The sequence below is a fragment of the Methylobacterium sp. CM6244 genome, from assembly GCF_054817885.1.
Genome location: NZ_CM139247.1, coordinates 5046712 through 5072284 on the forward strand (window position 1 = coordinate 5046712; position 25573 = coordinate 5072284).

General features: G+C 69.0%; 25 protein-coding genes. 11 read left to right on the forward strand and 14 right to left on the reverse strand.

From position 1 onward, the window contains the following. The first annotated feature begins 21 nt into the window (after window positions 1-21). A complete protein-coding gene (locus tag ACYQML_RS23900; RefSeq protein WP_461234254.1) occupies window positions 22-1488 on the forward strand; it encodes an ATP-binding protein in 1467 nt (488 codons plus the stop codon). Further along, the gene (locus ACYQML_RS23905; RefSeq protein WP_056426034.1) at window positions 1485-2147 is read left to right on the forward strand and encodes a response regulator; all 663 of its coding nucleotides are present in this window, start codon (window positions 1485-1487) and stop codon (window positions 2145-2147) included. The genes ACYQML_RS23900 and ACYQML_RS23905 overlap by 4 nt, the downstream gene beginning before the upstream one ends. 16 nt (window positions 2148-2163) lie before the next feature. Here ACYQML_RS23905 and ACYQML_RS23910 read toward each other — a convergent pair whose 3' ends face one another. Further along, the gene (locus ACYQML_RS23910) at window positions 2164-3066 is read right to left on the reverse strand and encodes a LysR family transcriptional regulator (RefSeq protein WP_461234256.1); all 903 of its coding nucleotides are present in this window, start codon (window positions 3064-3066) and stop codon (window positions 2164-2166) included. 83 nt (window positions 3067-3149) lie between these two features. Between ACYQML_RS23910 and ACYQML_RS23915 the strand changes: the two genes are divergently transcribed. Next, a complete protein-coding gene (locus ACYQML_RS23915) occupies window positions 3150-4112 on the forward strand; it encodes an alpha/beta fold hydrolase (RefSeq protein WP_461234257.1) in 963 nt (320 codons plus the stop codon). Between the two features lie 28 nt (window positions 4113-4140). On the opposite strand, the gene ACYQML_RS23920 is transcribed toward ACYQML_RS23915, so the two are convergent. The 5 genes from ACYQML_RS23920 to tsaD are packed head-to-tail and all read right to left on the reverse strand — an operon-like array spanning window position 4141 to window position 8030. Continuing rightward, complete coding sequence (locus ACYQML_RS23920) at window positions 4141-4557, reverse strand: EVE domain-containing protein (RefSeq protein ID WP_461234258.1); 417 nt, start codon at window positions 4555-4557, stop codon at window positions 4141-4143. Window positions 4558-4605: 48 nt separating this feature from the next. Next, window positions 4606-5070 (reverse strand): opioid growth factor receptor-related protein, encoded by a 465-nt coding sequence (locus ACYQML_RS23925; protein ID WP_461234259.1) that lies wholly within the window; start codon window positions 5068-5070, stop codon window positions 4606-4608. Then, complete coding sequence (locus ACYQML_RS23930) at window positions 5067-6056, reverse strand: NAD(P)H-dependent glycerol-3-phosphate dehydrogenase (protein ID WP_461234260.1); 990 nt, start codon at window positions 6054-6056, stop codon at window positions 5067-5069. Before ACYQML_RS23930 ends, ACYQML_RS23925 begins: the two co-directional genes overlap by 4 nt. Next, window positions 6053-6967, reverse strand: a complete 915-nt coding sequence (locus ACYQML_RS23935; RefSeq protein WP_461234261.1) for a GNAT family N-acetyltransferase — start codon at window positions 6965-6967, stop codon at window positions 6053-6055. The genes ACYQML_RS23930 and ACYQML_RS23935 overlap by 4 nt, the downstream gene beginning before the upstream one ends. Window positions 6968-6986: 19 nt before the next feature. After that, window positions 6987-8030: a tRNA (adenosine(37)-N6)-threonylcarbamoyltransferase complex transferase subunit TsaD gene (gene tsaD / locus ACYQML_RS23940; protein ID WP_461228211.1), complete on the reverse strand. Its 1044-nt coding sequence runs from the start codon at window positions 8028-8030 to the stop codon at window positions 6987-6989. Window positions 8031-8187: 157 nt separating this feature from the next. Here tsaD and ACYQML_RS23945 point away from each other — a divergent pair, with 157 nt between their 5' ends. The 4 genes from ACYQML_RS23945 (at window position 8188) to ACYQML_RS23960 (ending at window position 14238) form a co-directional block, all read left to right on the forward strand. Then, complete coding sequence (locus ACYQML_RS23945) at window positions 8188-8904, forward strand: uroporphyrinogen-III synthase (RefSeq protein WP_461228212.1); 717 nt, start codon at window positions 8188-8190, stop codon at window positions 8902-8904. 136 nt (window positions 8905-9040) lie between these two features. Next, the gene (locus ACYQML_RS23950; RefSeq protein ID WP_461234262.1) at window positions 9041-11293 is read left to right on the forward strand and encodes a COG4223 family protein; all 2253 of its coding nucleotides are present in this window, start codon (window positions 9041-9043) and stop codon (window positions 11291-11293) included. 129 nt (window positions 11294-11422) lie between these two features. Further along, entirely contained in the window at window positions 11423-13003 is a 1581-nt protein-coding gene (locus ACYQML_RS23955; RefSeq protein ID WP_461228214.1) for a heme biosynthesis HemY N-terminal domain-containing protein, read from the forward strand. 107 nt (window positions 13004-13110) lie between these two features. Continuing rightward, window positions 13111-14238, forward strand: coding sequence for a DUF2336 domain-containing protein (locus tag ACYQML_RS23960; RefSeq protein ID WP_056426060.1), 1128 nt, complete (start codon window positions 13111-13113; stop codon window positions 14236-14238). A 24-nt stretch (window positions 14239-14262) separates the two neighbouring features. Here ACYQML_RS23960 and ACYQML_RS23965 read toward each other — a convergent pair whose 3' ends face one another. The 6 genes from ACYQML_RS23965 to ACYQML_RS23990 all read right to left on the reverse strand — a co-directional run bounded on the left by ACYQML_RS23965 (window position 14263) and on the right by ACYQML_RS23990 (window position 19434). Beyond that, the gene (locus tag ACYQML_RS23965) at window positions 14263-14604 is read right to left on the reverse strand and encodes a DUF1491 family protein (RefSeq protein ID WP_056426063.1); all 342 of its coding nucleotides are present in this window, start codon (window positions 14602-14604) and stop codon (window positions 14263-14265) included. 248 nt (window positions 14605-14852) lie between these two features. Next, a complete protein-coding gene (locus ACYQML_RS23970; protein ID WP_246747880.1) occupies window positions 14853-15290 on the reverse strand; it encodes a hypothetical protein in 438 nt (145 codons plus the stop codon). Window positions 15291-15303: 13 nt separating this feature from the next. After that, entirely contained in the window at window positions 15304-15684 is a 381-nt protein-coding gene (locus ACYQML_RS23975; protein WP_207411696.1) for a glycosyl hydrolase, read from the reverse strand. A 71-nt stretch (window positions 15685-15755) separates the two neighbouring features. Beyond that, entirely contained in the window at window positions 15756-16217 is a 462-nt protein-coding gene (locus ACYQML_RS23980; RefSeq protein ID WP_056426073.1) for a hypothetical protein, read from the reverse strand. 401 nt (window positions 16218-16618) lie between these two features. Beyond that, window positions 16619-17359 (reverse strand): peptidoglycan-binding domain-containing protein, encoded by a 741-nt coding sequence (locus ACYQML_RS23985; protein WP_461234263.1) that lies wholly within the window; start codon window positions 17357-17359, stop codon window positions 16619-16621. 161 nt (window positions 17360-17520) lie between these two features. Further along, a complete protein-coding gene (locus tag ACYQML_RS23990) occupies window positions 17521-19434 on the reverse strand; it encodes a sensor histidine kinase (RefSeq protein ID WP_461234264.1) in 1914 nt (637 codons plus the stop codon). Between the two features lie 372 nt (window positions 19435-19806). On the opposite strand from ACYQML_RS23990, the gene ACYQML_RS23995 reads away from it, so the two are divergent. Beyond that, entirely contained in the window at window positions 19807-20088 is a 282-nt protein-coding gene (locus tag ACYQML_RS23995) for a hypothetical protein (RefSeq protein WP_461234265.1), read from the forward strand. 40 nt (window positions 20089-20128) lie between these two features. Here ACYQML_RS23995 and glgX read toward each other — a convergent pair whose 3' ends face one another. Beyond that, complete coding sequence (gene glgX / locus ACYQML_RS24000) at window positions 20129-22228, reverse strand: glycogen debranching protein GlgX (RefSeq protein WP_461234266.1); 2100 nt, start codon at window positions 22226-22228, stop codon at window positions 20129-20131. Between the two features lie 146 nt (window positions 22229-22374). Next, window positions 22375-23796, reverse strand: a complete 1422-nt coding sequence (locus ACYQML_RS24005; protein ID WP_056426081.1) for an alpha,alpha-trehalose-phosphate synthase (UDP-forming) — start codon at window positions 23794-23796, stop codon at window positions 22375-22377. A gap of 405 nt (window positions 23797-24201) precedes the next feature. On the opposite strand from ACYQML_RS24005, the gene ACYQML_RS24010 reads away from it, so the two are divergent. The 3 genes from ACYQML_RS24010 to ACYQML_RS24020 are packed head-to-tail and all read left to right on the forward strand — an operon-like array spanning window position 24202 to window position 25502. After that, entirely contained in the window at window positions 24202-24711 is a 510-nt protein-coding gene (locus ACYQML_RS24010; RefSeq protein ID WP_156467727.1) for a hypothetical protein, read from the forward strand. Window positions 24712-24720: 9 nt separating this feature from the next. Beyond that, entirely contained in the window at window positions 24721-25116 is a 396-nt protein-coding gene (locus ACYQML_RS24015; RefSeq protein ID WP_056426085.1) for a phage holin family protein, read from the forward strand. Beyond that, complete coding sequence (locus ACYQML_RS24020) at window positions 25113-25502, forward strand: DUF3618 domain-containing protein (RefSeq protein ID WP_207411692.1); 390 nt, start codon at window positions 25113-25115, stop codon at window positions 25500-25502. Before ACYQML_RS24015 ends, ACYQML_RS24020 begins: the two co-directional genes overlap by 4 nt. Window positions 25503-25573: the final 71 nt, after the last annotated feature.

Consider the following 25573-nt stretch of genomic DNA (forward strand, 5'->3'; position numbering starts at 1 on the left):
TCCATCCCGGTACGATCGACGATGACCCTGTCTCCCTCCGGCCCTCCGCCTGTGGAACCGGCCAAGCGCGCCTCGCCGCGCCTGCGCTGGGCCTCCCTGCCGACGCGGGCACGCCTCGTCGTCCTCGTCCTCGCCATCGATCTGCTGGCGGCCGTGGTCTCGTTCAGCCTCATCGTGGTGAATGCCCGCTCGGCCGTGCAGGTCGAGATGCAGGCGACCCTCGCCAATATCGAACTGGTCGTGGCCGACACGATCGGCCTCGCGCAATCGGCCTCCCCCGCGAGCCTGCTGCGCACGCTGGAATTGCGGGTGCAGGACCTCCGCCATGTCCGCGTCGCGGTGTTCGATGCCGAGGGCGGTAAGGTCGCCCTGGCCAACCCGCGCGCGCGCCGCGAGAGCCATCTCGCTCCGCGCTGGTTCGCCGCCCTGATCGCCCCGACGCCACAGCGCGACGAGTTGCCCATCGTGGCGCAGGGCCAGCGGATCGGCACCGCGCTCATCACCACCGAACCCCTGGACGAGATCGATGAGGTCTGGGGCTATACGGTCTCCCTCTCGCTCGCGAGCCTGTGCCTCAATCTCGGGCTTCTCGGCGCCCTCTACATCGCCTTCGGCCGCGTCCTCGCTCCCCTGACGCAGCTGGCGGACGGCCTGACCCAGCTCGAACGGCACGATTACACGGTGCGGCTCGACCCGCCCGCCTCGCGCGAACTCGCCATCATCGCCGAGCGCTTCAACAGCGTCGCGGAGGCGCTCTCCGAAGCCCGCGCCGCCAATGGCCGCCTCAACCGCCAGCTTCTCACGGCGCAGGACGACGAGCGGCGGCGCACCGCGCTGGAACTCCACGACGAGTTCGGCCCCTGCCTCTTCGCGCTCGAGGCCAATGCCGCCTCGGTGACACGGATGGCGCAGGCCGAGAGCCAGCCGGACCGGGCCAAGCTCACGGCCCGCGCCGACGAGATCAGCGCCATCGTCGGGCAGGTGCAGGGGCTGAACCGCGACCTTCTGAATCGCCTGCGTCCCCATGCCCTGGGTCAGGTGCCGCTGGCCGAGTGCCTGCAGCTTCTCCTGCGGAATTTTCGCAGCCGCCATTCCGAGACGGTGTTCGAAGGCCGCTTCACCGACCTCGCCCGCGGCTACGGCGACCTCGTCGACCTCACCGTCTTCCGCTGCATCCAGGAGAGCATGACCAACGCGGTCCGGCATGGGGAGGCGCGCCGTGTGATGGCGGAGGTGAGCGAGAGCCACGCCTCCGACGCGTTGCGGGTGGAGATCCGCGACGACGGCACCGGGCTGGCGGAGAAACGCACGTCCGATCTCGACGGAGGTTTCCGCGGCGGAATCGGTTTGTCGGGGATGCGCGAGCGCGTGGAAGCGCTCAGCGGCACATTTCACCTTGACAACGCGGCGCCGGGGACGGTTGTCCGGATAGTGATACCGCTCGATCCCGAGCGGACCGAGGACACGAGCCCGATCGTTTCCGTATGAACGCGTTCACACCGACATCGACCCAAGCGCCCGTCCTCGTGATCGACGATCATCCGATCGTCCTCCAGGGCTGCCGTCGCGTCCTCGAAGACGCCGGTATCGAGCGGATCGCCGAGGCGACCAGCACGGTGGCGGGCTACCGCCTGTTCTTCCGCCTGCGCCCCTCGATGGTGATCTGCGACCTGACCTTCCAGGGCAGCGGGCTCGCGGGTCTCGATCTCATTCGCCGGATGCGCAGCGCCTCGCCCGGCATTCGCATCCTGGTCTTCAGCATGCACAACGATCCGGTGATCGTATCGCGAGCGCTGGAGGCTGGGGCGCTGGGCTACGTGCTCAAGGACCACGCCTCTGTGGAATTGTACGAAGCCTTCGAGAAGGTCCGTTCCGGCCAGGTCTATCTCGACCGTCGCCTCGCCACCGAAGTCGCCATGCTGCGCACCGACCCGCGCCGTACGCCGGAATCGCAATTGACCCCGCGCGAGCAGCAGATCCTCACCCGGCTGGCCCAGGGCAAGTCCTATGGCGTCATCGCGAGCGACCTGTCGGTGAGCTACAAGACCGTCACCAACGCCTGCTCGCAGATGCGCCAGAAGCTCGGCGTTCGGACGCTTGCCGAACTCATCCATGTCGCGGTGACGCAGGCGCAGCGGCAGGGGTGAGATAGCCCCCCGGCAATCAGACGATGCCGTCGATCCGGCGCAGGGCCGGGACGACGAAATCGACGAAGGCGCGCACCGTCGGCCGTAGGAACTTCGCCGAGGAGTAGGTGAGGTAAAGCTCGGTCGGCCGGATCTCGTGATCACCCAGGACTCTGACCAGACGCCCGCTCGCCAGTTCCTCCGTGACGAGTTGGACCTGCGCCGTCCCGATCCCCCGCCCCGACAACATGGCGTCGATGAGGACGCGCGCGTTGTTGGTCGTCAGCACCGGCCGCACCGGGACTTCGACCGTCTCACCGTTCCGGCACAGGGGCAATGTATCGGCCCGGGACAACACCGTGTCGGTGACGAGGAGGCTGTGGTCGAGGAGATCGTGCGGCTCGGTGACCGAAGCGCGTGTCTCGAGATACGACGGTGCCGCGACGAGGATGCGCTGGACCAGCCCGATCCGACGCAGGATCGCCTCCTGGTCGACCGGGCGGCCCATGCGGATGGCGAGATCGAAGCCTTCGTGGATGAGATCGGCCGAGCGGTTCTCGAGGGTCAGGCGGACCGAGACGGCCGGGTGCCGATCCTGAAAGTCGGCGACGATCCGGTGGAGGCGGCTCTCTCCCAAGCAAACCGGGCCGTGCACGCGCAGGGAACCTCCGATCGTCCCGGCTTCGTTCCGAGCCTCGTCGATTGCGGCGTCGATGGTGGCGAGGGCGCCAATGGAGGCTTCGTAGAGACGCAACCCCACGGGTGTCGGCCGGATGGCGCGGAAATTTCGCTCCAGCAGCCGGGCGCGGGTATGCGCTTCGAGATTGCGCAGGAGTTTGCTCACCGCAGGCTGCGAGATCCCGAGATCCTCGGCGGCCGCCGTCATCGAACCGCGCTCCACGGTGCGAATGAAGGCGCGCAGGGCGACGGTGAGATCCACGCATAACCCCTGGTTATGGCAACGAGCGCTGTCCAGCGCGTAGACGCTGCGTCGGCATCGGACAACCATTCTGCATCGCAACGATGACGGATGCCGACATGCCGATCCAGCGCCGAGACCTCCTCCGTTCCGCCGCATGCGCCTCCCTCGCGCTCGGGATCGCACCCGCGCTCGGGGCGGTGCCCGATTCCGTGCTGGATGCGGGCGTGCTGCCGCCGGGAGCGGCCAGCCGCTTCGCGCAGCTCAATGGCATCCTCATGCATTACGTCGTCGCCGGGTCCGGCCCGCCCCTGGTCCTCCTGCATGGCTGGCCGCAGACATGGGCGGCCTGGAGGGCCACGATGGCCGCCTTGTCCGACCGCTTCACCGTCATCGCGCCCGATCTCAGGGGGCTCGGTCTCTCGGAGCGCACCGTATCGGGCTACGACAAACGTACCATCGCGGAGGATATCCGCGCTCTGATCGACCACGAGGCGGGTGGCCGTGCGGGCGTGGTCGGGCACGACATGGGCGGCAAGGCGGCCTACGTCCTGGCGCATCTGCACCCCGACCGGATCTCCCGACTCGTCCTCGCCGATTGCCTTCTTCCCGGCACGGAGAACATGGACCCGCTCCGGGGCGGAGCGTGGCACTATGGATTCCACATGGCCCCCGACATCCCCGAAAAGCTCACGGCCGGTCGGGAGCGTGGCTATATCCGCGACCAGATCAGGGCGTGGTCCCACAGCAAGGAGGCCGTTACGGACGAGGCGATCGCGGAGTACGCGCGGCACTACGCATCCCCCGGCGGCATGAGAGCGGGGTTCAACTACTATCGCGCCCTCAAGGACGACGCCGCTCTCGCGGCGAGCTTCGCCGGACGCCGTCTCGCAATGCCGGTCCTGGCCATCACGGGCCGTTACGGGGTGGGCTCGCGCCTGTCGGAAGCGCTGAACCGCGAGAGCGATCGGGTGGAGACGGTCATCGTCGAGGAGAGCGGCCATTTCGTCGCCGAGGAAGCGCCGGAGGCGTTTCAGCGTGCCGTGGCGCAATTCATGACGGGCTGATCGCTTGGTCGGACGGGGTGGGGAAGCTCTAAACGAGCCCACCCATCCCGCGCACGATCGCCCATTCCTCCTCCGTCACCGGCTGGACCGAGAGGCGGGAATTGTTGGCCAGTACCATCGCCTTCAGGCGCGGCTCGGCCTTGATCGCCTCCAAGGTCACGGGGCGCTTCAGAGGCTCGACCGCACGAAGATCCACCATGCCGAAGCGACCGGTCGGGTCGGTGTCGTCGGGGTAGTAGGGGCGGATCACCTCGACGATCCCCACCACCGCCTTGCCCTCGTTGGAATGGTAGAAGAAGCCGCGCTCGCCCACCTGCATCGCCATCAGGTTGAGCTTGGCGACGTGGTTGCGTACCCCGTTCCACGGCGTGCCGTGCTCCCCCGCCGCGACCTGCTGGTCCCAGGACCAAGTCTTCGGCTCGGATTTGTAGAGCCAATACGCCATCGTTCGCCTCGCTTGTCGGCCCCTCCTTAGCGCGGGAAAGCGTGGCCGTCAGGCGTCGCGGAGGGCCGATCCCCAATAGCGCAGGCTGTCATCGTTGATGGGCGAGCCGGCTTGCGCGTTGCGCGCGGTCACGAAGGCGTGGAACGCCTCCGCCTCGTCCGGACCGAGGAGGCTGCGGATCGCGTTGAGTATCCGGGTGATGCGCAGGTGGTTGTGGTCGTAGGGGCGCAGCCAGCCGTCGGTGCGGGTATAGAAGAGCCGCATCCGTGCGAGCGCCGAGCGCAGGCCTTCTCGCGCGGTCTCGTCGGCGCGGATCGCCTCGGCCTCGTCGCGCCCCAGCACCGGGGCGCCCGGCACCGCGCGGCTGGCTTCGGCCAGGGGAAAGCACCATTGGATATAGTCGTGCACGCCCTCGATCCGCGCATCGTCGAAGGCGAGAATATCGGCGAGGCTGCGCCGCGCGCCATCACGACCCGTGCCGGAGAGAAAGGCGTGGATCGGCCCCGTGCTCATTCGGCCTCCCCCTTGAGGGGACGGGCGAGGAGCCCCGCCACCACGGCATCGACGCTCGCTCCCCCGGAGACGATGGCGGCCACGGCCTCGGCCACCGGCATCTCCACCGCGTTGCGGCGCGCCAGGGCGATGAGCGCGGCGGCGGTGAAGGCGCCCTCGGCGAGCTTGCCGCCCGCCGCCTCCTCCGGGGTGGCCCCCGCGCCGAGGCGCTGGCCGAAGGCGAAGTTGCGCGATTGCGCCGAGGAGGCGGTCAGCACGAGATCGCCGAGGCCGGACAATCCCATCAGCGTCTCGGGCCGTCCGCCATAGGCGCGGGCAAACCGCATCAGCTCGGCGAATGCCCGCGCGATCAGGGCGGCGCGGGCGCTCTCGCCGAGGCCGCGCCCCGCGACGATGCCGGAGGCGATGGCGAGCACGTTCTTGCCCGCCCCGCCGATCTCGACGCCGCGCACGTCGTCGGTGTGATAGACGCGCAGAGCCGGGCCGGACAAAGCGGCGGCGAGGCGGCCGGCGAGGGCGCCATCTTCCGCGGCCAGGGTGACGGCGGTGGGCAGGTTGCGGGCGACATCCGCCGCGAAGCTCGGGCCGGACAGGACGGCCACGGGCGTGCCGGGCATCGCCTCGGCCGCCACCGCGCTCATGAAGGCGTCGCTGCCCCGCTCGATTCCCTTGGCGCAGAGCACGATGGCCGCATGCGGATCGAGGGACGGGCGCAGGGCGCCAAGCACGCCGCGCAAGGTCTGGGCCGGGGTGACCATCAGGACGATGTTCGCGCCGGCGAGATCCCCGGATTCGCCGGTGGCGCGGATGCCGTCGTGCAGCGTCACGCCGGGCAGGTAGCGGGCGTTCTCGCGGCTGGCCTGAAGCCGAGCGGCGGCCTCCCCGTCGCGCAGCCACAGGGTCACGGGCCGCCCCGTGGCCGCCGCCGCGTTGGCCAGCGCCGTCCCCCAGGCGCCGCCGCCCACCACCGCAATCCGCTCGCTCATGATCGATGGTCCTCTGGCGCTTGGTCCCCGATCGAGGATGTCCCGCCCGCCTTCAGCCGATAGAGCCGATAGAGCCGATGCGGCTGGAGACGGTCGTCCGCCGGAAGGGCCGGATGCAGGAAATCCTCGGCGAACACCATGCCGAGCCGGTGCATGACCCGCAGCGACGGGGTGTTGTACGCGGCAGTGAAGGCCACCACGGCCGGCACGCCGCAGCGCCCGAACAGGTCGTCGAGGGCGAGCCTGGCGGCTCTCGTGGCGAGGCCGCGTCCCCAGGCGGAGCGGGCCAGTCGCCAGCCGATCTCCACCGTCGCGCCCGCCGTCTCCCCACCCCCGAACGGCATGGGTCGGACCAGCCGCATGGCGCCGACGAAGCCGACGAACCCCTCCCCCGGCACGTCGAGCGCCCAGGGCCCGAACCCGTCGGACTCGAAGCGCCGGTCGATGGCGCGCGCCTCGATCAGGCTCTCGCCCCGGCTCTTGGTGGAGGGGAAATGACGCATCACCTCCGCATCGGCATTGAGATCCGCGAAACGCCGATCGTCTGCACGAAGCCAGCGTCGGAGGACGAAGCCTTGCCCCTTGAGCGAGGCGGGAACCGGCGGCGGCACGCTGCGCCGGATCTTACCGCGCCAGGCGAGGGAACGCCGGTTGAGGAGCCCGAGATCGGCCTTCTCGGCCAGCACCGCCTCGCCGAGATCGATGGCGAGGGAGAGCCGGTCCGGCGGCATGTTCGCCCAGGCGGGCGGGGCCACGCTCTCGCGCCAGGGACCGCCGCAGGCATTGTCGAGGAGGATGCGCGCGAAACAATGATCGAGGCGCACCGGCCATTCCGGCCGGGCGCGTGCCGCTTGGGGGAGACGCCGGTCGACGAGGTCGCGCCAGCGCCTCTGCAGGGCGACGGGCGGCACGGTCCCTTTCAAAAGACCCTCAGGCAACCGCCGCCGCCTCGGCGAAGGGCCAGCGGGCGCGGGCCGGCGCGGTGAGATCGTCCACGAGGCCGAGGCGCAGGCGCTCGATTCCCGCCCAGGCGATCATCGCGCCGTTATCGCCACAGAGGGACAGGGGTGGGGCCACGAAAGCGAGACCGGCCTCGTTGGCCTGTGTCGTCAGCGCACGCCGGATCGCGCCGTTGGCGGCGACCCCGCCGGCGGCGACGAGGGCGGTCGGATGGCCCGCGATGGAGCCGAACTCGCGCAGGGCGACACGGACCCGGTCCACCACCACGTCCACCACCGCCGCCTGGAAGCTGGCACAGAGATCGGCCACATCGGCGCTGGACAGCGGGGCCAGCCGCTCGGCCTCGATCCGCAGGGCGGTCTTGAGACCGGAGAGGGAGAAGTTCGGCTCGCGGCGACCGAGCATCGGACGCGGCAGGGCGAAACGCTCCCCGTTGCCGGTCTCGGCCATGCGCTCGACCTCGGGGCCGCCCGGATAGCCGAGGCCCAGGAGCTTCGCCACCTTGTCGAACGCCTCGCCGATGGCATCGTCCACGGTGGTGCCGAGGCGGACGTAATCGCCCACGCCCTTCACCGCCACGAGCTGCGTGTGCCCGCCGGAGGCCAGCAGGAGCAGGTAGGGAAAGCCGATGCCGTCGGTGAGCCGGGCCGTCAGCGCATGCGCCTCCAGATGGTTCACCGCGATGAGGGGCTTTCGCGCCACCAGCGACAGGGTCTTGGCCGTGACGAGGCCGATCAGCACCCCGCCGATCAGGCCCGGCCCGGCCGCGACCGCGATGCCGTCCACCTGCGACAGCGTCATTCCGGCACCGTCGAGGGCACGGGCGACGAGGCGGTCGAGCACCTCCACATGGGCGCGGGCCGCGATCTCGGGCACGACGCCGCCATAGGCCGCGTGCTCGGCGATCTGGCTCAGAACCTCGTTGGAGAGGATGCGGCCGCGCCCGTCCTCGCCCGGCATCACGACGGAGGCCGCCGTCTCGTCGCAGGTCGTTTCGATGCCGAGGACGTTCATGACGATGCTTTGGATTTCACGGAGACAAGGTTTCCCACCCTAGCCGGGCATGACGGTGGAGGGCAACGACGGCCGGAGCCAGCGATGGTCGTCCACCGGCAACCACGTGTCATCGAACCGGCTTGCCAACGGCCCGCCGAGGAGCGAATCCGAAGCCATGGTGGCGACACGAATCTGGATCGCGCGGCCCGAGCCGGGCGCCACGCGCACGGCCGAGCGACTCTCCGCCCTGGGCTTCGAGCCCCTGGTGGCGCCGGTCCTCGTTGTGGCGGCGACGGATGCTCCCCTGCCGGAAGGCCCCTTCGACGGTCTCGTCGTCACCAGCGCGAACGCGCTTCGGCAAGCCTCGCGATGGCACCCGCTTCATAGCGTCCCCGTCTTCGCGGTGGGCGCGCGCACGGCGGCGCTGGCACGGGAATGCGGTTTCGCCTTGGTGAAGACGGCCGACGGCAACGCCGCCGATCTCGTCGGCCTCGTGGAGCGGGAAGTCTCGCCGGGAGCATCCCTGCTGCATGTGGCGGGGGAGGACCGCAAGGCGGAACCGGAGGCATCCCTGACACGGGCAGGCTTCCGGCTGACGAGCCACATTGCCTATGGCGCACGAGCCGTGCCGTCGCTGCCCGCATTGGTGGCGTCGGCGCTCGCGCCCCCGTCCACGCTGACAGGCGTGCTGCACTACTCACGAAGAAGCGCCGCGACGGCTTGCGAACTCGCCATCAAGGCGGGATATGGCGGAGCTTTCGCGGCGCTCAGGCATTACTGCTTGTCGGCGGACGTGGCGGCTCCCCTGGCTCGGGCTGGGATCGCTCCCCATTTCGTTGCCGGACAGGCCAATGAGGATTCACTTCTCGCGGGCCTGACATCAGGATTCTGACAAGCGGTCTCGCCGAGGCGGCGGCCTCGGTGCTAGGACGAATGACAAGCTGTGACCGCAGGGCGGCAAACGGAGCGCGGAACGCGCCAGGTTGCGGAATGCGGCAGACGAAAGTCGGGAAGGGAGCAAGAAGCCCGTGAATCCACCCAACAGCGACGGAAAAGGTCCGGGAACGCCCACCGGGGCGAACGGCCCCAAACCCGAGACCGGCAAGCCTGAAGTGGGCAAGCCCGGCACGCCGATTCCCGGCTCCACGAGTGCTGCCTCCACGAATCCTGCCGCCGCCAAGCCGGGCTCCACGAATCCTGGCTCCTCGAATCCTGGCTCCGCAAGTTCAGGCGAAGCAAAGCCCATCGTGCCGCCCGTAGGATCACCGGCCCAGCCGGCCAAGGCCGAGACGCCTGTCGCCAGCACGACACCGGTATCGACGGTCGCCAAACCTTCGGATGGCAAGCCGGCCGACGTGAAGCCAGCGGACCTGACGCCCGTTGCCGCGAAGGCGGGCACGTCTCCGTCCAGCCCCGTGAAAGCGGATGCGCCGAAGGTGGAGCCGGTCAAATCCGAGCCGCCGAAATCTGCCGCATCGAGTTTCGACGCCGGCAAGGCCGGTGGCCCCAAGCCCGATCTGTCCAAGCCCGATCCCGCGAAGTCGGAGCCCGTGAAACCCGCCGGTTCCGGCCCCATCGGCGCGGGTGCGGCGGCAAGCAATCCGTCATCGATGCGTAGCGATGCGCCGAAGACCGGAGCGGCCGCCAGCGGACCGCAATCCACACCGCAGAAGGCGGAGATCACCGACGGGCCGATCATCGACCTGAAGGCGAAGCGGATTTCCGATCCGACAGAGGCCACCAAGACCGGTCCTGCTTCGAGCGCGACGAAACCCTCGGGCTCCACCACCTTCACGGGCAGCCCGGACAAGCCGTCCGCGCCCTCCGACACGAAGAGCGCCGGTTCGACGACGCCCAAGATCGGTCCGGCCGTTGCCGTGCCCGAACCCAGGCGCGGCGGCGCGGGCTTCGGCTCGGTCGCCACGGCCGGGCTCCTCGGTGGTGTCATCGGTGCCGGCCTGCTTTTCGCCGTGGAGCGCTCCGGTGCCCTGGGCGTCGCGGAGGACGGTCGCATCGCCGCCCTCGACCAGAAGATCGCCGCGCTTGCGCCGAAGGAGGCCCTCGCCGCCCTCGACAAGCGCATCGGCGCCAACGAGGCCGGCCTGAAGCCGCTGCAAGAGTCCATCCGCTCAGCCGATGCCACCGCCAAGGAGGCGTTGCAGAAGGCGGGATCCGTGTCCGCGGTACCGACCACGGTGCCGACCGGTGACGGATCCGCGCCAGCCGCGACCCTGCCGCCGGATCTCATGGCCCGGCTCGATGGGCTCGACCAGCGCGTGGCGGCTCTACAGGAAGAGCCGGGACGCGACCAATCCGGCAATGCCGGTCTCACCGCCATCACCCCCCAGACGCTGACCGGTCTAGAGGACAGGCTGAAGGCCGTCGAGGGCAAGGTCGACACCGCCGCCAAGCCCGCCGCCAACGACGGCCTTGCGAGCCAGGTCACCGCCCTGAAGGGTGAACTCGAGACGCGCACCAAGGCAAATGCCGAAGCCGGGGAAGCGCTGAACCAGAAGCTCGCGAGCCTGCAGCAAACCCTTGAGAGCCGCGTCAAGGCCGCGACGGAAGCGGTCCAGACCGCGACGCAGGCCAGCCAGCAGGCGGTCGACGCCAACAAGGCGCAGGCGGCCGAAGCGGCCAAGGGCGTGGAGCGGCTCATCCAGGCCCAATCCGAGAAGATCGCCGGCCTCGATCAGGCCCTGGCCAGCCGCGCGGAGGCCTCCACCGTCCAGGCCGCCATGCGGGTCGTCGCAGCGGACCGCATCGTCGGCGCGCTGAACACCGGCTCGCCCTATGCCGATGCGCTGGCGGCCCTGCGCAGCTCCGAACCCGGCGATCCGGCACGACTCAGCGCCGTCGCGGCCTTCGCCGACAAGGGCGCTCCGACGGCCACGTCTCTCGCCGCCGAGTTCCGTCCCATCGCCGAGCGGATCGCCGCGAACCGCAAGGCGGCCCAGGCGAAATCGGTGGCCGAGACAGGCGACATCAAGCAGCGCCTGATGAGCATGGCCGAATCCATCGTCCAGGTCCGCAAGGTCGACGCGCCGGCAAAGCCCGGCGAAACCGTCACCGAGGATGCCGTGCCGAAGGTGCAGGATGCGCTGGATCGCGGTGCCATCGCCGAGGCGGCCAAGGCCTTTGCCGGCCTGCCCGAGGATGTGCGCGGGCAGGCCGGCGAGTTCGGCACCAAGCTCGCCTCGCGGGCCGCGGCGGGTGACGCCGCGCGGATGCTGCTGGCGGACGCGTTCAAGGCATTGCCGTCGACCGGTACCGCCCGGTGAGGTCCGTCCGTCCGCGCGGATCGCCGGGCGGCGCCGTCTCGATCATTGTGTGCGGGCGCAGCTTGCCCGCCTTTCCCGATACTCGCGTCCCCTCCTCGGCCGACGCCACCTTCCGGAGTTCGTGATCCCATGTGGCGCGCCCTCGCCTTTCTAGCCCTCCTCGCCATTGCCGCCTTCGGGGCGACATGGATCGCCGACCGGCCCGGCACGGTCACCATCGTGTGGAACGGGTACGAGGTCGCCACGAGCCTCGCCATCGCCCTGATCGGGGTGCTCATCGCCGCCATCGTCATCGGGTTCATCTGGGCTGTGGTGAGGGGAATCATCACGCTTCCCGAGGCCCTGGTCCGTGGCTCCAAGGAGCGTCGCCGGGCCAAGGGTTTCTCCGCTCTCTCGCGGGGCATGGTCGCGGTCGGCTCGGGCGATCCCCTGGCGGCGCGTCGCCATGCCAGCGACGCCGAGCGTCTGCTCGGTGCCGAGCCGCTGGCGCTCCTCCTGAAGGCGCAGGCCGCGCAGATCTCCGGTGACCGCGAGGCGGCGGAACACGCGTTCCAGCGCATGGTCAACGATCCCGAGACGCGGGTGCTCGGCCTGCGCGGGCTGTTCGTGGAGGCCCGCCGTCGCGAGGACGACGTGGCCGCCCGTGCCTATGCGTCCGAGGCCGCGCGCCTCGCACCCAGCGTCACCTGGGCCAACGAGGCCGTGCTCGAGGCGCAATGCGCGGATGGCGATTGGAGCGGCGCCGTCGAGACGGTGGAGCGCCGTGCCTCCCTCGGCCTGATCGAGAAGGGGCTCGCCCGTCGCCAGCGCGCGGTCCTTCTCACCGCCGCCGCACAGACCCGCGAGGCCGGCGAGCCCGAAGCGGCGACGCAGCGCGCTCTCGATGCGGTCAAGCTCGCGCCCGACCTCGTCCCGGCCGCCTGCATCGCCGGACGCCTGCTCGCGCGGCGCGGCGACCTGAGGAAAGCGGCCAAGATCGTCGAAGCGGCCTGGCGCGCCAATCCCCACCCGGACCTCGCCAAGGTCTATCTCGGCCTGCGCGTGGGCGATTCCGTGCGCGACCGGCTCGCTCGGGCCGAAACCCTCGCCAAGATTTCCACCTGGCACCCCGAAGCCCGGCTCGCCATGGCGCAGGCCGCCTTGGAGGCGCAGGAATTCGGCAAGGCCCGCGAAGCGCTGGCGCCCCTTCTCGCCGAGCGTCCGACCGTCCGCACCTGCCTCGCCATGGCGAAGATCGAAGAGGCCGAGCACGGTGCGGGAACAGGGCGGGCACGCGAATGGCTGGCCAAGGCCGCCCACGCCCCGCGCGACCCGATGTGGATCGCGGACGGGATCGCCTCGGAGCGCTGGGCGCCGGTCTCGCCGGTCACCGGCCATCTCGACGCCTTCGTCTGGAAGGCGCCGACCGAGTTGCTCGAAGGGCCGTCTAGCGACGATGTCACCGGCGACCTCGTCGACAAGGACGATCGCAGCCAACCGGCCCTCGCGCCAGCCCTGCAGGGCAACGAGATGCCGGCGCCCGTGACTGCGCCCGTCGCGGCACCCGCGAAACCCGCCGAACCCCAGCCGGTGAACGGCGCCGCTATGGTGTCGAAACCCTCCGCGCCGGCCACGGGTCCGATGGCGCCCGGCGCCGTGACACCGGTGGTGTTCCCCCCGCCGAAGGGTTCCGATTCCACGTCTGAGAACAAGGCGCGTCTGGTCGGCTGATCCCGCAATGGGGCAAGAAGGGCGGCGCGGCGGCGTCGCCCTTTAAAGGTCGGTTCACGCAAGCTCGCTAAAGCTGTGTCCAGCGAGTTCTGCGTAAACGAAGTGCCATGTCCCCATCTCTCGACGATGCGCCGGACTTCTCCGGCCTGATCGAACTGTCGCGTCTCGGTGACCTCGATCTGAAACCTGTCATCCTCCGGGTGCAGACCGATCTCTTCCTCACCGCGACCGCGCGGGACAGGAAGACGGTGGAGGCCTTCGAATCCCTGGCCGGCGGCTTGATCCCGACCGTCGACGACGAGACGGCCGAGATCGTGGCGCGCAAGCTGGCGCCCTTCCCCGCGACCCCGCAATCGGTCCTCGCCGCACTCGCCGCACGCGGCGGCGAGATCAGGGATCTGGTGATCGCGCAGGCGCCGGACCTGTCGGCGCTCGTGATCGAGGCCGCACTGGCGGACGGGTCGGACATCGCCGTCGCCATCGCCCGACGGGCCGATCTGAGCCGCAGCCTCATCGACGAGATGGCCTCCCGCGACGTCGCGGCCATCGATCTCGCCCTTGCCGAGAACTGGCAGCTCAGCCTTCAGGGCACCACCGTCGCGCTCCTGGTCGGTCGCGCTAGAACCAGGCCGGACCTGGCCCAGGCGCTGCTCGCCCGTCCCGACCTTGCTCCTGGCGATCTCGGACCACTGTTTCTGTACTCCGACGAGGAACTCCGCGAGGCGATCGGCCGGGCGGTGGGCTCGCGCGCCGCACTTCGGCCAGCGCCTCCCCTGCCGCGCGAGGCCGGAGCCATCCTCACCGGTTTCTCCGGGCGCAAGGATGTGGCCGGCTTCGTCGGTGCACTGTCGGACATGCTCGGGCTGCAGCGCAATTTCCTCGCCGGGACACCCGACCCGAGCCGCCGCTACGACCTCCTGACCCTGGCGCTTCGCGCGGTCGGGCTGCACGAGGAAGAGGCGGTGTATGTCTTCCTCACCCTCAACGAGACCGTGGCCCGCTCCGTGGACCGGGTCTACGATCTGGTGAAGCTGTTCCGCACCATCCCGCGCGGTGCGGCCCGAGACCTTCTCTGTGCGGTTCTCGACATGCCGCTGGCCGAGCGGCTCAACGGCGGCTCCGCCCACCAGCCCTACGCGGCCCCCGACGCGGTGCGTCCCCGCATGCCCGCCACCGAGCGCGCCCCGCTACGCCCGGCCCTGCCCGGCAGGGTGCGGCAGTCCGGAACGGCCTGACGGCCCACCGGGGCCCGCGTCGTTCTATTCGGCAAGATCGAGATGGTGGCGGCCTGCACGGTCGTCGATCTCGATGATCCAGAGATCGTCGTCGAAGCGTAGTTCCTTGCCGATGCGGAGTTCGACATCGGGCGGCGAGGCTTCGCTCATCAGCCGGACGAAGCTGCGGTCCGCCCCGTCCCCGGTATCGACGAGGGATTGCGGGGCCGGACCATAAAGGTCCGCCCGGCCATCCAGACGGTCGACCTTCACGAAGATGGCTCCCGCCTCGGGCGCACCGCGCCGTCGCTGCACCGCGTCGATCCCCTCGACGGCGAGACGGCGGAGATGGGCCGAGACCCAGAAATCGGAGCGCAGGCGAGGCATGGCCCGCCTATAGCACCGATGGATTGGCGCAAGCATCGGCCTCCGGGGACCAATTCCCGGATCTGATCCAGCGCTCGATGGCGATCGCCCGTCTCGGGTCTATAAATCGACCGGTGCCGGGTTGATCGACGAGGCTCCTGCGGCCGGGATCAGACACAAACGGGACCACCCTTGCGAGGTGCGGTCCCGTTGGGTTTCCAAAGAAGCGTCCAGCTTTAGCACGCCAGGATCGGGTCTGCCCGGAAGACCTACTGGGCGACGGTCGAACCGGTCGTGGTGGTCGATTTCACCGGCTTCGAACCCGGCTCGTGCGACATCGTCTTGGTGCGGGATTCGACGCTCTCGCCATCGCGGACCTTGGTCTTGGTCTGTGACTTCGAGAAGGTGCCGCCGTCATGGGACATCGCCTTCGCCTGTCCGTTCAGGCCACCGTTACCGGTCTCGTTCACGTGCGAGCGATCCTTGGTCTTGCCGCCGGCGGCGCTGCCACCGGTCGCGAGCGAGGAGCCCGTCGCGCCGTCCGAGCCCGTCGAGGTGCCGCCCGTCCCGACCGTCGAGGCGGACGTGCCGCCGGCGGCGGCGGAACCGGCGCTGCCGCCCGTCGCGCTGCCGCGAGTCTGGGCATCGGCGATGGCGGGCGCGAGGAGGAGCCCGAGGGCCGCGAGCGCGGGAAGAACCTTCGTCATCGTCATGTCAGCCTCACCTCTTGTCCTTGGGAACGGTGACCACGCAGTCGCCGTCGCCGGTGGTTGTCATCGTGGTGCCGTTGCCGGAGCTCGAACTCGAGGCCGAGCTGCTCGTCGTGCCATCGGCGGATCGGGTGGTGACGGACGGCCCCCCGGTAGAGGAACTCTTCACGCCGTCCGGACCGGCCGTGACCGAACTCGACACCGCTCCGGTGTTCTTCGCCGCATCGGACGAGACGATTTTACAGGGTTTTCCGTTCGGCCCGGTGGTGACCGTCGTGCCGCCCGAGACGCCGTTCGGTCCCGCGGTGACGGTGCTGGTCTGGGCATGGCTCGCGGCGACCCCGGCAATGGCGAGGGCGCCGCCGAGAAGCGGCAGGATCATACGCGCCATGGTGCAACTCTCCTCGGAAGCGGGATGGGCGCGGCTCCGGGGAACCGCGCCCGAGGGGTCAGACCTGCGGCTCAGCGCTTGTTGTGGCCGGGCGCGTTCTCGGAATTGCCGGGACCGCTCTTGTCGTGGCCAGCAGCGCTGCCGGACTTGCCGGCGCCGCCGGACGTTCCGGCGGACGAGCCACCGGTGCCGACCGTCGAGCCGCTGGTGCCCTTGCCGGCCGACGAACCGCCGGTACCGACCGTCGAGCCCGAGCCGCTACCCGTGCCGGCGGACGAACCACCCGTGCCGACGGTCGAGGAGCTGTTGCCGCCACCGGCCGACGAACCGCCTGTGCCCAGCGTCGAGGACGTGCCCGAGCCGCTTCCGGAGCCAGCCGACGAACCACCCGTACCGACCGTCGAAGAACTGGTGCCACCGCCCGCGGAAGAGCCGCCGGTTCCGACGGTGGACGACGACTGCGCGACCGCCAGGGCAGCGCCACCAAGGACGAACGTGGTCGTGAGGGCGACGATGCGAATCTGCTTCAACATAAGGTTGCTCCAGTTGTTGTAGTCTTTACGGAGCAATAAACGGAGACCTGCCAAATACCGTTCCAACAAAATGCAGCTTACTTGAGCAAAGCGCCTATCTGAACGGCAGATTAACGCGCCGTTCTATTTATCCCGAGCGTGGCCAACCGTTCAGGGACTTGCCCTGCTCGAGAAAGGACTGGTTGGCCAGAACTGCCAAACGGTGTTCGGCCAGAATCTCCGCCAATCCTGAACCGTCAGGAGAGAGGCGCGAGCGGGCAGGAACGACGATTGCCGTTTGACCGTTCCACGCCGACATCGCGGGGGCTTCGCGCGTTCACGCGCCGTCGACACCGAAAGCGGCTTTGCCGCTCTCAGTCCCTCACACACCGAGGTCAGAGGCCGAACGCCGGATCCGACCCTTATCCCTTGGTCGAGCCGGCACGGGAGGCGAGTTCGCGCAAGGTGCGGCCGGCGGCGACGCCCTTGACCGGGAGCTTGCGGTCACGCTCGAATTTCTCGATGGCCGCCCGTGTGCCGGGGCCGAGGACGCCGTCGGCGACGAGCGGTCCGTAACCGAGTTTCACCAAGGCGCGCTGTGCCTGCGCCACGGCCTGATCGGGTTTCGGCGTCACCGACGCCGTGGTTTCCCCGGCCTTGATGATGTCGGCGATGACATCGCGCTTGGTCGACGCCGCCGCCGGCGCGGGCTTGGGCGCGGGTTTGGCCGCCTCGATGGCCAGCGCGGCTTTCGGCTCGGGAGCGGTCTCGGGCTTCGGCACCTCGATCTTGCGCGGCGCGGCTTCCGCCAGTTTCGCCGGCTCAGCTGTCTGGCCGGATGCCGGCTTGGCGGCGGTGGTGCCGGCACCCTTGCCAAGGGTGGGGAAGAGCGGCGCGGGGTGGCGGCCACCCTGGTAGCCGAGCGCATTCAGGGCGACGGCCGCCACCGCGCCGATGGCAACGACCGAGCCGAGGACTTCTCCCGGCCGGCGCAGGCACAACCGCCCGAACCCGCCGACGGCTTGCACGACGTTCCGGAACCAGCCGGAGGCGGGCCGCCGGGCGGGACCGGAGGCGGGTTTGCGGCGAGGCGCGGAGGCCTGTGCCGTCCTGGTCGGCACGATGATCTCGCGCTGGTCGCGCTTCGGCAGCGGTTCGCGCATGGTCTATCCCCTCGAACGCAGACGACGGCCCGACAGATCGAGCCGGGAACGGAAAACCGGCCCCGGCGAAACGCCGTGCCGGTACGGAATGCGCGCGCCTCGTCCGGGGCATCGAAGCCGGGACGAGGCGCGCGTGGGGCCTTGGAGGTCGCGGAGATTTCTCATCCCGCGCGCTGCATCGGTATGTAGCGTTCGCTCACCGCCTCGGGTGCGGGGTCGAACAGCCCCATCGGTCGGCGCACCGGCACCACCGTCCCGTCGAGGCTCGGCAGCGGCGCCGAACGGCGGATGCCGGTGCGGATCGGGGCCGGCGGTGCGGTGCTGGACCCGCGCCGGCAATCGAGGGGAAGCGTCACGGTCACGCTGGTGCCCTGGCGTTCGGCGCTCTCGATGGAGATGCTGCCGCCATGCAGGCCGACGAGGCCCTGTACCACCGAAAGACCGAGCCCGGTCCCCTCATGCGTCCGGTCGTAGCCGCTGCCCGCCTGGAAGAACGGCGCGCCGATACGCGGCAGGTCGTCCGCGCCGATCCCGATCCCGGTATCGGCCACGACGATGTCGAGATGCGCCGCGCTGCGCCGGACGGAGACCTCGATCCGCCCGCCGGGCGCGGTGAACTTCACCGCGTTGGAGAGGAGGTTGATGAGCACCTGACGGCAGGCGCGCGGATCCGCCATGATGTCGATCCCCAGCCCGTCGGTGCCGCGCACCAGGGTGATCCCGCCCTGGTCGGCCCTCAGCTGCATCAGGTCGCAGCAGGTCCGCACGAGCGCGCCGACATTCACCACCTCGGGGACGTAATCGAAATTGCCGCTCTGGATGCGCGACATGTCGAGGAGCGCGTTCACCACGTCGAGGAGATGGCGACCGGAACTGCCGATGATCTCGGCATATTCGCGGCTGCGCTCGGGCCCGAGCGTCATGGAGCTTTGCCCGGCGAGGACCTCCGAGAAGCCGATGATGGCGTTGAGGGGCGTGCGCAATTCGTGGCTGACGGTGGCGAGGAACCGGCTCTTGAGGTCGTCGGCGCGTTCGGCCTCGGCGCGGGCGCGCTCCAGTTCCTCGGCGTGGCGACGATGCTCGCTGACGTCGCGGGTCACGGAAACCACACTCGATCCCTCGATCCCCGACAGGGTGCCGACGATGCAATGGGCTCGCATCTCGGCGAAGATCACCCGCGGCTCGCCTTCGGCGCGCTGGGCGGCGGCGTCGAGATGCAGCCGGAACTGGACGGTGGCGGGCTTGCCGCTGGCGGCCACGTCGCTGATCGTCTGCAGCAGGGCCGGACGGTCTCCCACATGGACGCGGTCGAGCAGGCCGTGTCCGCGCAGGCGCCCCGGTTCGACGCCGACGAAACGTGTCGAGGAGGCGCTCGCATCGATGACGCGGCCATTCCGGTCATGCCAGGTCACGAGGTCGTCAATGGCCGAGAGCAGCATGCGGTCGCGCAATTCGTTGTCGCGCATGCGGGCCAGCCAACGGTCCTCGTGGCGCAGATGCTCCAGGGCCTGGGCGGCCACGTGACCGATGGCCGTGATGGCGAAGACCGGCATCGCCAGGGACCGGGACAGGTCGAGGAGGGGCAGCGAGATGCTGCCCGGCGGCAGGAAGGCGACGACCAGGGCGCCGATCATCGCGATGAAGGCGGCGGCCAGCGTCGCGCGGCGTGAGCCGGACACGACGGCTTCCAACGGGATCGCCACCAACCAGATCGCGGCGGCGGAATTCACCCCGCCCGACATCTGGGCGAGGCAGACCACGAGGCCAGTGAGGCCCGCCGACGAGATCGCATGGGCGACCCAGAGGATCCCGGTCCGCGACAGGAACACGGCGGCGAAGATCGGCAGGATCAGGCTGGCGATGGCCAGCACTTCGAGACCGCTGGGGACGCCCCGCCAGAGCAGATAAGGCGGGAGGCAGGCCATCATCACGATCCCGGTCGCGAGGCGCGACACCAGGAACCGCTCGTGCCGGAACCGCACGGCATCGTCGTCGATCACCGACTCATGCACGAGTCCGGCGAGCCGGAGATCGATCAGGGAAGCCAGGCCGCTGTAGATACGCAATACGCACACGCACAGCGCGAAGTGCCAAACAGGCCGCTTCGTCGCCCCTTGCTCGACTTTGACTCGGGTTCGACTTGAACTCGACTGATGCCAAACCTCGCAGACCCGACTTAAGCGAGTGTTGCGCAGACCCCTCCGATTGTTCGCGGATGCTTTCCGGTCGGTAACCAAGCCTATTCGGCGGAAGGTCCCTTTCGGGGCACATCGCCCGCTATCCACAGGGCCGGGCACCACATGCCGGTTCGCTGAAGGGTGCTGGCAAAGCCATGTTCACCATGGTTCTGGATTTCAGGGCGTGCGTGATGTGGGCTTTACGTTCTGCGCGGAGGCTCGGTCGCACGGGCCCGCTCACGGCCGACACCGAACCAGTCCGGAAAGCCCATGTCGTTCCTCATCCGCGTCTGCCTCGCCATCGGCGCCCTCTCCTACCTCGCCGCCCACCGCGACGATCCCGACCTCGCCGCGCGCATTGCGGCGCCGTCGCTGGAGAAATCCGTCTCCGTCGCCTGGGGAGCGTTGCCGGCCGATGCGCGCGAGAAGGCCCTGAGCCAAGCCACCGACGGCTTGGTCCGGCAGGTGGCGGGAACTCTCGCCGGCTCGTCGCGCGACACCCTGGCGGAGACGGATCGCCGTCCGGCCTGGCGCGGCGTGGACGACCGCTGATCGGGGCGGGAGCGGCCAGACCGGACCGCCTCCCCTTCCCTCAGATCTCGTAGGACGCGGCCTGTCTTCCGCGCAGGACGTAGAGCGAACGGGGATCGAGGCGCAGGCGCGCATTGGGGGGGAACAAGGCCTGCCCGGCCGGGACCGCGCCCGTCGGTCGGGTCGTGTCGAACACGACCATCCACGGCCCGCCGATGACCGGGGCCAGGGTGAAATCGATCGCGTCCTCGGCGGCGTTGATGAGGATCAGCAGGCGGTCCGCGCTCGGTAGATCGTTGCCGATCTGCATGCCGAAGGCCTGCCGGTGTCCGTCGGCCCAGGCCTCGTCGTCCATCTCGGCACCGCAGGGCGAGAGCCAGTGGACGTCGCGCAGCGGCCCCTCCCCGATCACGGCACCGGTCAGGAAGGTCAGGCGGCGCAGGGCCGGTTGCTCGCGGCGCAAGGCCGTGAGGTTGGCGACGAAGGCCGTGAGACCGGGATCCGGATCGTTCTCCCAATCGACCCAGTTGATCGCGTTGTCCTGGGCATAGGCGTTGTTGTTGCCGTTTTGGCTCCGCGAGCGCTCGTCCCCTGCCAGAAGCATCGGGACGCCCTGGGCCAGAAAGGTCGTCGCGAGCAGGTTGCGCTTCTGCCGCGCGCGAAGGCTCAGAATCGCCGGATCGTCGGTGGGACCCTCGACGCCGTAATTGCGCGAGAGGTTGTGGCCGTGGCCGTCGCGATTGTCCTCGCCGTTGGCGTGGTTGTGCTTCTCCTCAAAGGCGACGACGTCGGCCAGCGTGTAGCCGTCATGGCTCGCCACGTAGTTGATGCTGGCCAAAGGCGAACGGCCGGAGCCGGAGAAGATCTCCCGCGAGCCGGACAGGGCCTGCGTGAGCTTCGGCAGAATGCCGTGGTCTCCGCGCCAGAAGGCGCGGACGCCGTCGCGGAACTGATCGTTCCACTCGGCCCAGCCGCGCGGATATGCGCCGAGCTGGTAGCCGCCCATGCCGATATCCCACGGCTCCGCGATCATCTTCGCCCGCGACAGGATCGGATCCTGCGCGATGGCCTGGAAGAACGCCGCCCTGGGGGTGAAATCGTGCGGCGTGCGCCCGAGACTGGTGGCGAGATCGAAGCGGAACCCCGCCACACCATAGGCGGTCACCCAATGCCGCAGGGAGTCGAGGACGAGCTGCATGACCCGCGGGTGGTCGAGATCGAGGGTGTTGCCGCAACCGGTGCAGTCGATCTCCTGCCGCCGGTTCTCCGGGTTCAGTTTGTAATAGCTGGCATTGTCGATGCCCCGGAACGACAGGGTCGGTCCGGTATGATCGGCCTCGCAGGTATGGTTGTAGACGACGTCGAGGATGACCTCGATCCCGGCGGCGGCGAGTTCGCGGATCGCCGCCTTGAGACCGCCGGCCCCGGCCGCCCCGAGATAGCGTGGCTCCGGCGCGAAATAGCCGAGCGGCGAGTAGCCCCAGAAATTCACCAGCCCCTTCTCCACCAGGAACCGGTCGTCGGCGAAGGCCTGGATCGGGAGAAGCTCGATCGCCGTCACACCCAGCTTCAGCAGGTGCTCGATGATCGCCGGATGGGCCAAGGCGGCATAGGTGCCGCGCTCCGCCTCGGGAATCGCCGGGTGAAGCTGCGTCAGCGCCTTCACATGGGCTTCGTAGATCACGGTCTGCCCGAGGGGACGACGGATCGGCGTGATCGCGAGTTCGGTCAGGTCGGGGGCCGTCACCACGCCGCGCGGCATGAGGACCGCGCTGTCGCGCCGGTCGATCTGGTCCTCGCGCTGGAGGCCCCGACGGTGCCCGTAGAGGGAATCGTGCCAACGGATCCGGCCATGGATCTCGCGCGCATAGGGGTCGAGAACGAGCTTCGCCGGATTGAAGCGGTGACCGTTGGCCGGGTCCCAGGGGCCGTGCACCCGGTAGCCGTAGAGCTGGCCCGGAAACACGCCGCGCAGATAGCCGTGCCAGACGTCGTCGGTGCGGCAGGGGAGCGGGATGACGCGATGTTCGTGGCGTTCGCCCGGCTCGAACAGGCACAGGTCCACACCGGTGGCGTTCTCGGAAAACAGCGCGAAATTGACACCGCGACCATCGAAATGCGCCCCGAGAGGTCCGGGTACGCCTTCGTCGATGCCGATCATGGAGGCCTTTCGCAGGTGCATAGGCCCAACGAATGCGGGCCGGTCGTCGGCGCGGGTCACGCAAGAACGGTACCCCGGAGCCCTGTCCCGCAACCGGTCTGATTGGCCGGTACCGCTCGCCCCGCCGTTAGCAGGACGGCGGGGGGCTACTCTGCGGCAGCAGCGGCGCGGGGTGGCTCGCGCTCGACGGTGCGGAAGTTCTCCAGGTCCGTCAAGAAATTCCGCGCCCACCAATCCACATCTTCGCGCGTCATCCGCTCGACCATGGGCTTCCAGCGCTCGATCCGCTCGCCGCGCGGCATGTAGAGCGCCGTGCGGATCGCCTCCGCCACCTCGAACCGGTCATAGGGATTGACCAGCAGGGCCTCGGGCAGCTGCCGGCACGCGCCGGCGAATTTCGACAGCACGAGCACGCCCGGATCGTCCGCCGTCTGGGCGACGATGTATTCCTTGGCGACCAGATTCATCCCGTCGCGCATGGGCGTGACCAGGCCGACGCGGGCGGCGCGATAGAGACCCGCCAGGACAGGACGCGGATAGGCCTTCGTCACGTACTGGATCGGGGTCCAGTTCGGCTCGCCTAGCGCGCCGTTGATCTCGCCGACGGTCTCGTTCACCTCGCGGCTGAGTTCCTCGTATTCCGGCACCTCGGTGCGGGATTTCGGCGTGATCTGGAGGTAGACGACGTTGCCGCGCTGGTCGGGGTTCGATGCGAAGAAGCGGTCCACCGCCTCCATCCGCTCAGGCACGCCCTTGGAATAATCGAGCCGGTCGACGCCGATGAGGAGCTTGCGGGTGCGCAGGCCCGCCATCGTCTCGCGGACAGTCTTGTTGGCGCCGGCATTCTCAGCCGCCTCTTTGAACCCGGCGACATCGATGCCGATGGGAAAGCTGCGAATGCGGGTCCGGCGCCCATCGACCATGAGCGAGCCGCCGCCGAGCGGAATGGCCCGCAATTCGTCGATGAGATTGCGCGAGAGGTTGTGGACGTCCGGATCGGTTTGGAGGCCGATCAGGTCGTAATCGGCGATGCCGCGCAGGAGGTCACCGCTGGCGGGCAGCGTGTTGAACACGTCCGCGGCCGGCCACGGAATGTGGTGGAAATAGCCGATGGGGTTGGCGATCCCGAGGCCGCGTAGTTCCGATGCGAGCGGCAGCAGGTGGTAATCGTGGACCCAGATGATGTCGTCGGGCTCGATCAGCTTGGCGAGAGCCCGCGCAAAGGTCCGGTTCACACGCTGGTAACCGGCGTAATCCGAACGGGAAAACGCCCCCAGGCCGAGCCGGTAGTGCATGATCGGCCAAAGCGCACGGTTGGCGAACCCGCTGTAATATTCCCGGTGATCCTGAGGCGACAGGTCGACCACCGCGTACTGGACGCGACCGCGATCGATCAGTTCGGGCTCTTCGGACGGATCCTCGACGACTTTGCCGCTCCACCCGAACCACAGACCCTCATAGGACGTGAAGGCCTCCTTGACGGCGACCGCCAAACCTCCCGCGGCAACGGATTTCCCGCTGTCTTCAGGGATGGCCACACGGTTCGATACGATGACAAGGCGTGCCACTCAGCGGGCTCCGGTCCTCAGCGTGCGGCGCACCATGGGCGCACCGGACAAGATGATTCCGACAGTCAACGCGCGTAACCCGGCGGTGATCCGTCGGATACGGCTACGTATGTTGATAATCCGCCGACCAACCTAGCCGACCGCGCCCCCCGCGGCCAGAGTTCAGCACCATGAATGTCGGTTCGGCGGTGGATCGCCGGTCGGTTCGGCGGCTGTCGAGCGCCAGGATGGGCCTGGTCCGGCACCCAAAGTAAGCTTAGGTGAATCCCGTTGGGTCGGCGGTTCCGACCGTTGGCAGCGCCACCGTCCGAGCATTGCATACGCAGCACATTCCCTTCGGAACCGCGTCTGTTTCCGTGATGTTGAAGAGCCACAGGTGACACAGACCACAAGTGATCGAGGAGTATGCGCGTGAACGCAAATCAACCCACTGGCCCGGCATCCGCGGCGAACGCCCCCGGGATCGGCTCCGGCGAGGCTGCTACTCCGACCGGCGATTGGCGGACGCTGAAGGGCGATGTCGAGGGCATCGCCGACGTGGCCGTCGAGCGTGGGCGGGGATTCGTCGCCGCCGCACGCGCCCATGCCACCGACTATGCCGATCGCCGCAAAGGTGACGCGGCCCAGTCCGTCAACGATCTGGCGCAGGGCCTGCGGGATTCGAGCAAGTCCTTCGAGGAGCAGCCCAACATCAAGGCGTTCTTTGACAGCGCCGCCGAGGGACTCGAACAGCTCGGTTCCTCCATCGAGAACCGCAGCTTCGCCGAGTTCTACGACGAGGCGGAAGCCTTCGCCCGCCGTGCGCCGGTGGCCGTCGCCGTCGCCACCTTCGTGACCGGCTTCGTCGTCTCGCGCTTCATCAAGTCGTCGAGCATCGCGCATGACCGCGATGCCCGCGATTCCTTCCGAAGCTAGGCGGACGCCATGTCGAACGCCCCTCAATCCAGCATTCAAAGCCTCGTCGGCGATGCCCTGCGCGAGACCAGCGAACTCGCGCGCAAGGAGATGGCGCTCTTTCGCAACGAGATGACGAGCAACGTCCGCACGCTGTTCATCGGCCTCGCGCTGATGGTCGGCGCCGGCGTCTTCGGGGTCGTCGCCCTGTTCGTCCTCGTGGACGCCCTGGTGAAATGGCTCGCGACGGTGGTGCATTCGGAAGCCTTGTCCGCTCTCATCGTCGGCGGCGTGCTTCTGGTCATCGCCATCGTTTTCGCCCTGATCGGGCGGAGCACCATGTCACTCTCCACCCTGGCGCCGACCCGCACGACACGGCAGATGCGCCAGGACGCGCGTGCGTTGTCGGAAAGGGTTTCGGGATGAGTGAATCGTTGAACGATCTCGAGAAGGACATCGAGGCGAGCCGTGCCCGCCTCGATCAGACCATCGATCGCATTCAGGACCGGCTCTCTGTCCCGAGCATCGTCGATGACATGCTGGGCAATGTCCGCCGGACCCCGCTGAGCGGTGCCTATGACGGCGCTCTCGATGCGATACGGCGCAACCCGGTCCCCGTTCTGCTCATCGCGGCCGGCATCGGCTGGCTTCTGCATCGCACCGGCAAGGATCGGCAGACGCTGACGAAGCGTCCGGTCATCGATCCCAACGGTGCCCTGCCGGTGACGCCGGGCGTGGCCGCGAAGGCCTACGACCCCGACCAGCCGACCCGCCAGCCCGTGAAGGACCTGGCTGAAGCAAACCAGATCTGAGCCATCACGGGCCGATCGACACCCGACTGATCCGGCAGCGGCATCGCCGCCCCATCCCCATTCGACAGGAG